Origin of the sequence: Neobacillus jeddahensis, from assembly GCF_000612625.1 — a bacterium.
Lineage (GTDB): Bacteria > Bacillota > Bacilli > Bacillales > Cytobacillaceae > Neobacillus > Neobacillus jeddahensis.
Map to the genome: position 1 here is coordinate 1 of NZ_CCAS010000022.1, position 12,781 is coordinate 12,781.

Annotated in this window: 10 protein-coding genes and 1 riboswitch; of the genes, 1 reads left to right on the plus strand and 9 read right to left on the minus strand. The window is 39.4% G+C overall.

What is annotated here, in order from left to right; genetic code table 11:
- The 8 genes from TY15_RS11560 to TY15_RS11590 all read right to left on the minus strand — a co-directional run.
- On the minus strand, window positions 1-215 hold a 215-nt coding region (locus TY15_RS11560), incomplete at its 3' end, for a cytochrome ubiquinol oxidase subunit I (protein WP_042374481.1).
- A 16-nt stretch (window positions 216-231) separates the two neighbouring features.
- Entirely contained in the window at window positions 232-366 is a 135-nt protein-coding gene (locus tag TY15_RS25160) for a hypothetical protein (protein ID WP_257000215.1), read from the minus strand.
- 104 nt (window positions 367-470) lie between these two features.
- The gene (locus TY15_RS11565) at window positions 471-1,253 is read right to left on the minus strand and encodes a cytochrome c oxidase assembly protein (RefSeq protein ID WP_040204178.1); all 783 of its coding nucleotides are present in this window, start codon (window positions 1,251-1,253) and stop codon (window positions 471-473) included.
- Between the two features lie 174 nt (window positions 1,254-1,427).
- Window positions 1,428-2,021 carry a putative ABC transporter permease gene (locus tag TY15_RS11570; protein ID WP_040204179.1) on the minus strand — a complete coding sequence of 198 codons (594 nt, stop codon included), beginning with the start codon at window positions 2,019-2,021 and terminating at the stop codon, window positions 1,428-1,430.
- A gap of 184 nt (window positions 2,022-2,205) precedes the next feature.
- Window positions 2,206-2,748 carry an NADPH-dependent FMN reductase gene (locus tag TY15_RS11575; RefSeq protein WP_040204181.1) on the minus strand — a complete coding sequence of 181 codons (543 nt, stop codon included), beginning with the start codon at window positions 2,746-2,748 and terminating at the stop codon, window positions 2,206-2,208.
- Between the two features lie 293 nt (window positions 2,749-3,041).
- Window positions 3,042-4,787, minus strand: a complete 1,746-nt coding sequence (locus TY15_RS23175; RefSeq protein ID WP_179301703.1) for an ATP-binding protein — start codon at window positions 4,785-4,787, stop codon at window positions 3,042-3,044.
- A gap of 130 nt (window positions 4,788-4,917) precedes the next feature.
- Window positions 4,918-7,053 (minus strand): heavy metal translocating P-type ATPase, encoded by a 2,136-nt coding sequence (locus tag TY15_RS11585; protein ID WP_081799396.1) that lies wholly within the window; start codon window positions 7,051-7,053, stop codon window positions 4,918-4,920.
- Between the two features lie 213 nt (window positions 7,054-7,266).
- Complete coding sequence (locus TY15_RS11590; protein WP_040204182.1) at window positions 7,267-8,460, minus strand: PDZ domain-containing protein; 1,194 nt, start codon at window positions 8,458-8,460, stop codon at window positions 7,267-7,269.
- 284 nt (window positions 8,461-8,744) lie between these two features.
- Window positions 8,745-8,830: riboswitch (cyclic di-GMP riboswitch) on the plus strand.
- Window positions 8,831-8,963: 133 nt separating this feature from the next.
- On the opposite strand from TY15_RS11590, the gene TY15_RS11595 reads away from it, so the two are divergent.
- Window positions 8,964-11,117: a HAMP domain-containing methyl-accepting chemotaxis protein gene (locus TY15_RS11595; protein ID WP_052353762.1), complete on the plus strand. Its 2,154-nt coding sequence runs from the start codon at window positions 8,964-8,966 to the stop codon at window positions 11,115-11,117.
- Window positions 11,118-11,189: 72 nt separating this feature from the next.
- Here the strand turns inward: TY15_RS11595 and TY15_RS11600 are convergent, their stop codons facing one another.
- The gene (locus tag TY15_RS11600) at window positions 11,190-12,647 is read right to left on the minus strand and encodes a S41 family peptidase (protein ID WP_040204183.1); all 1,458 of its coding nucleotides are present in this window, start codon (window positions 12,645-12,647) and stop codon (window positions 11,190-11,192) included.
- Between the last annotated feature and the right edge of the window lie 134 nt (window positions 12,648-12,781).

The following is a 12,781-nucleotide window of genomic DNA, read 5'->3' on the forward strand; positions in this document are numbered from 1 at the left end:
CCGGTCACAACCCCTACCGCCACAGAAATCACATATCCCCTTGTCCACCGTCTTGCCAATAATATGTAGTGTTCATCCTGTTTTTTAATTCCTACCCATTGCGCAATCATAATCATCAGAGGAATCCCGACCCCGATGGTTGCATAGATAATATGAAACGACAACGTTAATTCTGTTAGAACTCTGCTAAAAAAGATTGCTTCTTCATTTCCCACATTATGCCACCCTTTCTTACCCTGACACGATTCGACCGATAATCGATAATCCTAAAATGGAGGCTACGATAAAAGATAGCCAGATTAGTGCTCGTTCTTGTTTTTTATAAATAAAAATCCCTCCTCCTGTTGTGTATACCCAATTAAACAATCTTTTACTATCCTTCCCAATTTATGTCGGAATATATTTGATACCTTCTATCTATATGGTTTTGACGCGAAGAATTTTTTAAAAAAAGTGGAGGGTGAAGATGGTCAACCATTTCTCCCCCACTCCCGTATGATTCCTTTTCTTCCAAGACGTACAGTTAAATGGATGGAAAATTTGTGCATGCCCAGCATGAGGATTCCTGCCATGATTTGATCAATTCTTGTATTGAAGGGTGCCGGAAGGATCGTGAGGGTACTTAATTGGGAGGGATTCATACAAAAAGTAGCCATCATTTCGGTTAAGAGCGGATTATTCGCCCCGCCGATACAGGCATTTATGATAAAGAGGCTGCAGGCGGGCAACAGTAACAAGCCACTCCAATAGGCATAACGCTTATTCTGTCCCAAAGCAATGGGTCGCCACATACTAAAGGACAGGAGTAATAGCACAACAAGATAGCTATTATGAAGGAAGGAATGTTGCGACAGGAACGCTAGCACGATAGAGGTATGGTACATCAAGAACAAACTAGCAAATACAACGAGTGCCACTTTGGGAGGGAAGAATAATTTCTTTATTCCACCCATCTTTTTGGGGAACGAGGCTGGGATCCCTAAGATGAATAAAGGAGGAAAAATGAAAAATAAAATACTCATTTGGATCATATGCAAACTGACTGCCAAATGACTTAATGTGGCTAAGGGACTGCCAATCGTTACGTATAAGATGGCTAAAGAGAGGAAGAAAAGTAAGGGTTGTTTATGATATAATTTGACTTTGGTAAAGGAAATCATCATGCACCCATAAAAGAGACCTGAACAAATAAGACCCATTAATAAAGGCAAATTCCACAACTGCTGACCAGCAAGCCAAAAATCATAGAACATTACAGTGCCTCCCTCTCAATCGAGATCGAAAACCCCTTAGAGAAAAATTCAACCCACAATATAGCTAACTTTACATTTTATGTTCACAGACGGAATAAAATACCTCACTAAAACCAAACACTCCTTCTTGATAAGATTGAAGGAGTGTCATTGTTACAAATGGTGTCAGGCACCTTATTGAATGGGATTAGTTGGTTCTTCTTGAATGAGGTCCTGGAGGGAGTGTTTTCGGATTGCTAAGACGAGATCGGCAAGGAAGTAAAGTCCAACTGCTGACCAAATCCAAGCCCAATAGGGTCCAAGGACTCCATAAATGAAGACCATTCCAGGATGAACCCATTTTATACAAATTAGTGATAAAACGCCACAACAGATGGAGAAGGGCAGACAAATATGGCCGTGGAGCTGTATAGGAGTATCTGCATAATCCCACCATTGTTTATGAAATAGCTTCTGTAGTAAGGCACCACTTACATATTCCACGGCGGTTGGAATCAAAAGGCATAAAAGGACCACAATGGCCCAATGGGTTTCTGGTAAAATCAGATAAACTAAAAGCACCGGTGCAAATCCATACATTGGTTTAAAAGGACCAAATAAAAAGTTCTCTTTTAAAAATTCGCGTGTTGTGAAGTAGCTATAGCTGTTTTCCAGCAACCAGCCAATAAACGAATACACTGTAAAATAGAAAACGATGGCCGCAGCTCCTTCAATTGTTAGAATTTCGAGAGTTTGATACTCAATGCCTTTCAACATGCTAAGAATCATGGCTAAACCACCTTTCATTGATAAGAATTTCCCACTATAGTTTAGCCGCCGCCCTGCCAAATATACCAAAACATCCCTTTTTTTAAACAAAAATGGTGCCTGACACCACGCATGTTTTTCGCGTGGTGTCAGGCACCATTTATACTATCGAGAAATAATGAACACATTCCTCCGCTTACACTTTTTATCTTAACGGTTTTAATGCGCCACTCCAAGCGTTGACTTCATCAAGCATTGTATTTACATTTGTTAAATGTAATTCAGCCGGTTTGAAGACACTGCCATTTTCAAAATCCGTGAATAGGGACAAGGTTGGGTGTGTACGAACATCTGCTATTTTCAATTCACCTAAGATTCCACGTAAATGTTCAGCAGCACGGGCACCACCAGTTGATCCATAGCTGATAATACCTGCAGCTTTGTCATTCCATGCTTCACGAGCAAAGTCGAGAGCATTCTTTAATGCACCTGTAATACTGTGATTGTATTCTTGAACAACGAATACGAAACCATCTAAGCTGGCCAGTTTTTGATTCCATGCTGCGATACCTGGTTCTGTTCCATCTGTTGTACCTAAGAATGGAAGGTTGAAATCGGCAATATCAACGATTTCATAATTAGCATCTCCGCGTTGCTCTGCGATTCCTTTAACCCATTCGCCAACCTGTGGACTAACGCGTCCTTGACGTGTGCTTCCTAAAATAATCCCAATGTTTAATTTTGTCATTGTTTTTTTCCTCCTCTGTTGTTTTTCCAAATAATTTATCTAACAAACCTTCAATTCCTATATTTCAATTTAAAATATTTTTAAATCGAGATAATAATAAAACAATCCAACTATTTTGTCAACTAATTCAAAACATTTCTATGATTTTAAAAACTACAAAAAAACCAACCACTTAGTCTAGATACATAAGTGATTGGTTTTGTTTAAAATGGAAACTACCAAATTTCATAAAATTCGAGAAGTATATTCACGTTAAAGGAATTCTTCAGGCCATAAATAAATCCCTCTCATGTTCATTTAGTAAGGGAACCCCGCAAAATGATATCGACAATCGTCCCCATTCTTTCCTTACTTCTAATTTGAATATCTCCGTTATTCTCTCTCAAAATTTTAAAACAGACTGTGAGGCCTAAACCAGTCCCACGCTCTTTCGTTGTATAAAACGGTTCTCCTAATTTCTGTAATATAGATTTCTCAATACCTTCACCATTATCAATAATTCGAATTCTTATATCATGCCCATTCATTTTTTCTGTTTTTATTCTAATCCTTCCGTCCATTGGCACAGCTTCCAGAGAATTTTTAAGAATGTTAATTAAAACTTGTTTTAATTGCTTTTCTTCAATTGTAAAGGTAGATAAATTGTCTTTCGTTTCAATATCAATGGTTGCCGGGATGAGAATGGCCGTTGTATCTAGTAACATTTTTACATCATGAATCACTTTAGCGAGACTTACTTCCTTTGTAAATTGGACGGAAGCCTGTGGCTTAGCCATAAAAAGCAATTCCCCTACTACCTCATTAATTCGATCAATTTCATCGTTGACAATGGATAGGTAATACTTTTCACTGGACTCACTTACACTTTGATCCAAAAGCTTGATAAATCCTTTTATCGATGTAAGTGGATTTCTAATTTCATGAGCAATTCCCGCCGCCATCTCCCCAAGCACGCGCAAATTCTCTGTCTTCACGAGCATTTCTTCATCTTTTTTACGTTTCGTAATATCCGTACCTAAACAAAGCGTGTGGTGATGGTTTCCTTTGAAATAAATCGGTAAAAAGCGCCATTCAACAATGCGCTTTTCTCCTTGACTGTTGAAGACTGATTCGTTGAGGTTTAGACGTTCCTCTATTAACAAGAATTCCTTCATCCATTCATCTACTTTTACCCCAATCAGCTTAGATGGACTGATCTTAAAAAGCCTAGCAAATGCTTCATTAACGATAACAAATTCGTTTCGACTATCCTTTACATAAATATAATTGGGATTATTATTTAGGATAATCTCTAAAAAGCTTCTTTCTTCTTTTAATTCCCGATTCATTTTTTCAATCGTTGCATTTTGCAAAATAAAATAGGATGCAAATAAGATGATCGCTGCAAAAGCCGCATTCAAGTTGGAAAAAAATAAAGGATAGACCATATACCCACCTAAAATCCCGTTAAGGTAAATAAATAACGAGGCATAGACAAGTGCGCGGAAAAATTTTCTTATTTTTACTTCCTCTATTTTTTGACAGATAAACAACAGTAAAAAGGACTCTATAAATATCAGAACAAGATTTACATAAAAAGTGATGTTAAGTGCCCCGTAGGCCGGAATATAGTGAGCGGGAAACGCTGCATTCTCTTGAATCTGGTACAATTCAACAACGCCACTAGACGTAAAGTTAAAATAATAAACAAGGAAACCAAATAATAAGACAGAATAAAAGACGGCCTGATTAAAGACCCATTTATAATAGTTCCTTGTGCTTTTGTTAATCAGTCCAGTTTTGTAAATAGTAAAAATAATATAATATAGCAGAGGCGTCCCCATAATGGGACCAAAGCGAAAAATCCTAAAAAGAACATCAATGGTCGTTTTCGAGAAAAAATCGCCTGCATATAAAAAAGCAATATCCATCTGCCAGATGGATAACAGAAATAAAAAATAGGCAATGGATCTAGCCATATTAAATTTATGACCCCAATAGATGATAAGTCCACAGAACAAGGGAATGAGAGAGACAGAAAATAGTAAGATAAATTCCAATAGATAAACAGCCCTTCTACCATTTTGACAGTTAACCGCGCGTAATCCGTATAAACATAAACAATACATTCCGAATTATAACCTTTTTACATCAATTTGGAAATTGGATTTCAAAAATAATACAGTATTATTATTTGTCTTTTACTCGGAGAAGTCGTAACCCATTTAATGTAACAATAAGTGTTGCTCCCATATCCGCGAAGACCGCAATCCAAAGCGTCAACCATCCAGGAATAACTAATAACAGTGCTACAAGTTTAATTACTAGAGAGAAAGTGATGTTTTGTTTGATAATAAATAAGGCTTTTCTACTTAGTTTTAACGTAAATGGCAGCTTACCTAAATCATTCGCCATTAAAGCAATATCTGCTGTTTCGAGAGCCGTATCCGTTCCAGCTCCTCCCATGGCAATACCGACAGTCGCTGCAGCTAGAGCTGGTGCATCATTCACCCCATCCCCAACCATAGCCACACGGTCGTATTGATGACGTAAATCTTTAATAAAGGTAAGTTTATCTTGAGGTAAAAGTTCAGCCTGTATATCAGAAACCCCTACATGCTGGCCAATAGCATTGGCTGTCCCTTTATTATCACCCGTTAACATAATCGTTTTTTGAATTCCTAATGAGTGAAGCTTCTGAATCACTGATTGACTGTTCTCTCTCACTTCGTCAGCCACGGCAAGTAGTGCCAGGATTTCAGTGGCAGTACCTGCCACCATAACTGTTTTGCCCTTATTTTGCAGATCAGTAATGGTCGTTTTTAGATTCGGTGAAATTCCTCCCGATAAGATCTCATCAAATAAATGAGGATTTCCAACATAATATACCTTATCGTTGACTCTACCTTTAATGCCTTTACCTGTCAGCGAAGAAAAGTCTTCAATCTTACTATCTTGGTAGGGAAGTTTTTCTTGTTCAGCCTTTTTCATAATCGCTGAAGCCAGCGGATGCTGAGATCCATTTTCTAAAGCAGCAATAATGGAAAAAATCTCATTCGCATCTGTATTACCATGAGGGAGAAAATCCGTTAAAACGGGAATTCCTTTCGTTAAAGTCCCTGTCTTATCAAACGCGATGGCACGAATCGATCCCATTTCCTCTAAATGAATCCCACCTTTAATCAATACTCCATTACGTGCAGCATTCCCAATCGCCGTCACAATGGACACCGGGGTGGAGATAACAAGTGCACATGGACAGCCAACCACTAGTACTGCTAGCCCCTGGTAAATCCACATACTCCACTCCCCGTCAAATAATAATGGTGGAAGTACTGCTACAAACAGTGAAATCAACATGATGACAGGTGTATAGTATTTCGCAAACCGATCGACAAATGCTTGAGATGGAGCACGCTCTGCTTGAGCCTCCTCCACTAAATGAATGATTTTTGCGATCGTGGTATCGTCCACATGTTTGGTCACTTTGACTTCAAGAAGACCTTCTTCGTTAAGAGTTCCAGCGAATACTTCATCATCAACTGTTTTGGAAACTGGAACCGATTCCCCTGTAATCATCGCTTGATTCACAGAAGATAGTCCTTTTACAACCAATCCGTCCATGGCGATTTTCTGTCCAGGCCTTACGATTAATAGATCGCCAATCCGGATTTCGTCCACCTCTAAAGTAAACTCTTGGTTCCCTCTACGTATCAAAGCTTCTTTTGGGGCAATCTCTATTAGGGAACGAATGGATTGTCTCGCTTTATCCATCGAGTAAAACTCTAGAACCTGACTGATGGCAAATAGAATGACAACAGTTGCTCCTTCACCCCACTCACCGATCATGGCTGCCCCGATAACAGCGATGGTCATGAGGGTTCTCATATCAAAATCTAAACGGAATAAGTTCTTTATCCCGGTCTTAAAAAGGTTAAGCCCACCTACTAAAATAGCAGCTCCATAAGCTAAAATGGAGGATATACTTTCTTCACCATTCATTTGTGCTGAATACCAACCAATGAACAAGAAAACCAATGCAACAATAACTGATTGATATTTCTTCAAGAATGGTTTATTTTGCTCTTCAAAACGTTGTTTCTCAGGAATGACTTTTATATTTTCAAACGCCCCTGCTTTCTCTAATTCCTCTATTGTTGTTTCCCCATAGACAGTGAGCTTTGACGCACCGAAATTTACACTTGCATTCACAACACCATCCAGGTGCTGTACGTTCTTTTCGAACTTTGTCGCACAGCCAGCTCAGGTGAATCCCTGCACTCGGTATACCGTTTTTTCATTTGAATTTTCTAAAGTGTTCCCCAAGTATCTTCGCCTCCTCTTAAAATGTAAGGACTACTAATCTTCTGTTCAAAAAGTCACCATCTAACATTCAAATATCCATTTGAATATCAGTATATGAAAGGTCATGAAAATGGTCAAATGATAATTTGAATGTTTGGATAAGAAATACGGAGACTGGTGCCATAGGCATAAAAAAAACGCTAAAAAAATTCAGCGTTTTTTTTATCACAATGATCATCCAATTTTTTTATCATACTTTCGTTCATCCTGTACAAACAGGATCCCGAGTTCGTGATGGTCCCCCTCGTAAAGGGCGCGTTGCACAAAGCGGATCTCTCCGTTAGTATCGAAAACCTCAAGCTTGCAATGGGCCCGATTTTTCTGCAGTGCCTCATATAGAGTACTTTCGTCACGAACCTTTACTCCGTTTGCCTTTGTAATGATTTCTCCCACCTTCAAGTCCATTTTACTTGCAGGCGATTCAGGGATAATCCCAATAATCATCAAACCTTGATTCTTTTTAGAAAAATAAAAGGGAAGACTCTCATCCTTCAAATAGGCCATCAACGCTATGGTTTCCCTGCCAACTACTGCTAATGCAGCGACAACAATCGACACAAGTGGGTACCAATAACCCGCAGCGGAAAGGAGTGAAATGATGACGCCTAGAACGATAACTCGTCGCCCTTGAAGCTGAATCGCTTCTTTAGGCAGCATCCCTTTGATTTGCTGATGGAAGCCAATCGCAATTGGGACAAAGAGCAACGAATACTCATGGGCCCCTAAACGAAAGACCGGCCACCACTCAAATGGAAGCTGAAGAACATTACCTGGAATTAGCATAAATATCGGCAGCATCCACAACCGTCTTACCTCATGCACCCCTACATTTTGACCCCGCTTACTTTTTACAAGTTTGGGTGAGGACCCCTTGCTGCCATTTTTAAAGATCAAGATACCTTCTGCAATGAGCAGAAGGCCAAGGACCACGACAATGGACGGGTAAACCTTATTATCAATGGAAGCAAACGCCTTTGAAAAAAACGGAACAGACCAGTGATATTCTGCCATAAACGGAATCAAGAAAAAGGCTGCCCCAAATGTATAAGCCGGAGACATGAGACGAATATTGGTGGTTAATGACCACACCAGCGTAAAACCAGCAATCAGTAGAATGACTGCGAGTGGCATGGTAATCCCCACTCCTACAATCACCACAGAAAGGATAAGCCCGATCAATAGCCCTAGCGGAAAGAGCTGCCGTAGTTCGAAATAGGCATCATGGGCCCGAATATGAAAGTTTTTCCGTTCACGTTTTACCCTTATAACGCCTAATATTCCTGCAAGGAAAACGAGATAGTATAAAACAGGATGAAGAAATAACTTGCCTGTCCCTTTAAGAAGTTCCAGAAGCCATGTTTCCACCATTTCCTGCCACCTGCCTCTATCAATTTTTAGTATATTAAGGAAAAAATCTCTTAAAGTCTATTTTACCAAATTTCCACTATAAAACATATTGCTAGTTTCAAGAAAAACATAAAAATGTCGTAACATTCTAGCATTTCTTGGTCCTAGCATATTTTTCACTTTTATTATAGTAAAACATAATATAAATGGGGAAATGTGTCATATTCATTACAAACGCTTCCATTTACCTATAAATTTTCTGTAGTAAATGGTATATTAGACTTAAAGTTAATATGTTTATATAATTATGAAAAAGGCAAACTCTATTGAAAGATGAGGGCGCAAAGCCATGTACCTAAGGCATTTATGCTATGGTTGACAGGTCGCCGAAATAATTGAAGCTCTCTAAAGCTATTCAATTTCGGATAGCTTTTTATTTTTTTAATTTTTTGAGAATTAGAGCAAAATCAACTCAGAGTATTTTTTAACTGATTTTCAGAAGGAATAGAAAAGGGGTTTGAGAAATGTTTAAAAATATGTCGATGAATGTGAAACAAATGGGAAGTTATATCATCATCATTTTATTTTTTATTGTGATTACAAATACTTCTTACAATAACGTCAACCACCTTCGAGATCAAACCATTTCGATAGGAAAAAATGATGTGCCTAAAATTGTCTTAGTAGGTGACATACGAGAAGAATTTGCCCGAATTGACCAAGCCACAAACAAGCACGTCTTTGAACGAACCTTTGAAGACAAAGAATCAATCGAAGTGTCAATTGACAAAAGCATCGCTTCTATAAATGATAATGTAAATGATTTAAAAAAACTAAAGCTGACCGCCAATGATGAAAAATGGTTAACAGAGTTCAGTACAGATTTCAAAGCATACACGGCTTTTCTTCCAACCTTCTATGCCGAATCTAGAAAAAATGATTATGAGACGGTAAATACACAGTTAGCGAAAATAAGCACTTTAAGTGCCCAAAATGAAAATGCATTGGCGAAATTATCTACATCCACTCAAGAAAATGCCAATGCTACCATCGATACTTCTAAGCGAGATTCAAATAAGTTCAATTATGAAATTTTAATTCTATCTGTGATTGCTTCTCTCTTTAGCTCATTGATTGCCATTTTTATGACTAGACTGATTTCACGTATCGTAAAAGGTCTTGTCAATAATGTCGATGTATCGACAAGCTCTGTCACTGAAATAAAAAAGTCAATTGAAAAAACAGGTATTAGTGCCCAGCAATTGGATGCATCGATGGCTAAAGCCAACCATTCCGTAAACGAGTTGGTCCAATCAATTCAACAAGTCGCAGGAAACACCACGGTAACAGCCTCAGGGGTAGATGAAATCTCCGCTGCCGTAGAACAAATGAGCACATCAACCAATTTGGTAGCAGGTAGTGCAGACATTCTGAATGCTTCAGCTGAAGAAACCTCTTCTGCTATTCAAGAAATGATGGCCTCCATTGAACAAGTGGCCGGGAATGTCGGCAATGCCAGTGCAGGAGTGGAACAAATTTCCGCTGCAATTGAAGAAATGGGTGCGTCCATTAAAGGAGTCAGCGAGAATGCTGTTAGCTTAACTAATACGGCTGAACAAACAGCGGAAACAGTAGAGGAAATGGTTGTCTCCATCAAACAAGTAGCGGAAATTGCTCAAAATGTAAATGGACTCAGCATCTCGGTTCAACATGATGCCCTTGAAGGAATGAAATCTTTGAACGAAACCTTAAATGGCATGCAAGAAATTGCTCAAGTTATTAACCAAGCCAGCGATGTCATGCAAAACCTTGGAAAAAGTTCGGAAGAGATTGGCAGCATCATCGAAGTCATAGACGAAATCGCTGATCAAACCAATTTATTAGCCCTCAATGCTGCGATTGAAGCAGCCCGTGCTGGGGAGCATGGCAGAGGATTTTCTGTTGTCGCTGAAGAAGTGCGAAAACTAGCGGAGCGGTCTGCACTGGCTACCAAGGAAATTGCAGGCTTGATTAAAGGGATTCAGACAGAAACTGCTTTTGCCGTCACCTCGATCAACGATGGTGCCCATAAGGTCACAATTGGAAATCAGTTAGCTGACAAAACGAATCAAGCAATCAAGAAAATTTCTGAAGGAATTACCCAGGTGACCGAGGAAATGGATCAAATTGCCAAAGCCACTGAAGAACAAAGGAAGAACAGTGAATTTATCACCAAAGCGGTTGATAACGTAACAAAGCAAACAGTTGAAATGACCCATTCAACAAAGGAACAATCCATCACGGCTGACGAAATTGTGAAAGGAATCATTCAAACTAAAAATCAAGTTCTACAAATTTCCGTTGCAACGTCAGAACAAGCAAAGGGTGGCAGTGCGATTGTACAAGCGGTCGAAAATGTCTCAGGCCAATCAAGCTCTGTGACAATGGCGGCGAAAGAACAGGCCCAGACCTCGGAAGAAATCGTGCGCAATATCAATACCATCAAGGAAATGGTTCAACAAATGTTGGTGGCAACCAACGACCAAGCCAAATATGGTCAAGAAATCGCTCTAGAGGTTGATAATGTTCGAAAACAGACAACTGAATTAGATGGCAGTATTGAAACACAGACAAAAGAAGTAGAGGATGTCGCACTGGCCATTAGTGATGTGAATGACCAAGTGAAAAAGTTAAAATAATTGTCCAAGACAAATGGGACTATCTAAAAAGTCATATACCTGATTTTTGGATAGTCCCATTATTTTTTTCTTCTATTGTTTTGCAATCAACTTCAATGCCATTTTCAGTTGCAAATCATTTTTTTCTTTTTTCATTTCTTTTACGGCCGCTTCTTCTAGTTTGGCAGCCGTAGTAACATCAATTTTCCCCGTTCCCTCAAGGTCATTTTCCTGCTGAAAGCCTTTGACAGCAAGTGCGGTTTCTTCACTAAAGTATCCATCTGTGCGTCCAGGTGCAAAACCTAATCCGTCCAAAATTTCCTGGGCATTCTTCACCTGTTCATTGTTCATATCCTCGGTCAATGGCATTTCCACTTGAATCGGATGAGTCTCAAAGATGGCCGGTTGTTTGATAGCCACGTCTGGCTTAATTCCTTTTTTGTGAATCCAATTGCCATCAGGAGTGAGCCACTTTGCTAAGGTTAGCTTAATATTGCTGCCATCCCCCATAGAGATGGCTTGCTGAACGGTCCCTTTGCCAAAGGTTGTTTCGCCAACAAGCTGATATCCAGCTGCCTCCTTCAGTGAACCCGCTAATATTTCTGACGCAGATGCACTTCCTTTGTTGATCAGGACAAGGACAGGATACTCTTTTTTCTTAGTAATAGTTGAGAAGAAGCGTTGTTTCTTGCCATTTCGTTGTTCAATTTGAACATAGGGCTTATCTTTCGGGATAAACTCCTGCAAAATCTCGCCAACACTATCTAAAAATCCACCAGGATTGCCACGCACATCAAGGATCAACCCTTTAATATCATCATTTTCCAAAGCCTTTAAATCCTTTTTGAAATTTGCCGCCGTATCCTCTGAGAATGAGGTTATTTCGATATAGCCAATTTTTTTACCATCCTGTTTTTTAATCGAGGAATGAACCGTCTCAAGTGGGATCTCATCGCGTTTGACATCAATGGTTAAGGGATCTTTTAACCCTTTTCTAGCAATCTCAAGTTTTACGGTTGTCCCCTTTTTTCCACGAATCTTTAGCGTAGCCTTATTGAGGTCAAGTCCCTCAACACTCTTGCCATTGACCTTTAAGATTTGGTCATTTGGCTTGATACCGGCTTTTTCTGCAGGAGAATCTTTAAATGGGGAGACGATGACAATTTTTCCATCCTCCATCCCTACTTCGGCACCAATTCCTTCAAAGGATGATTCCAAGGTCTGCGTGAATTGCTGGGCCGTTTCCTTGTCCATGTAGACTGAATAAGGGTCCTTTAATACAGACAGCATCCCTTGGATTGCGCCTTCCTTTAGCTTCTCTTCATCAACCTTTTCAACATAACGACTTAAAATGAGATCATAAGCCTGCTCCACTTTTCCAAGGTCCTCACTAGGTTGCTCGGACTCCATTTGATTATCTTTTTGAGGCGACGTTTGCTCAAGGGTAGGGGATTCTTCCTGTTTATCTAAGATAACCATTCCAGCATAGGTGCCCCCTGCTCCTGTTAGTAGTGATCCTGTCATCAACAGGGCCATCCATTTCCGATTCATTTGTACCCTCCTCAGTTCATTCCCTGTTATTAAAAGGCTACGAATTCCTGGCCAATTAGTAACTTATATGTGAGGTATGGACGAGTTATGAATGAAAGGAAGGCAAAAAAAGAAGAAGCTTGGCTTCTTCTTTT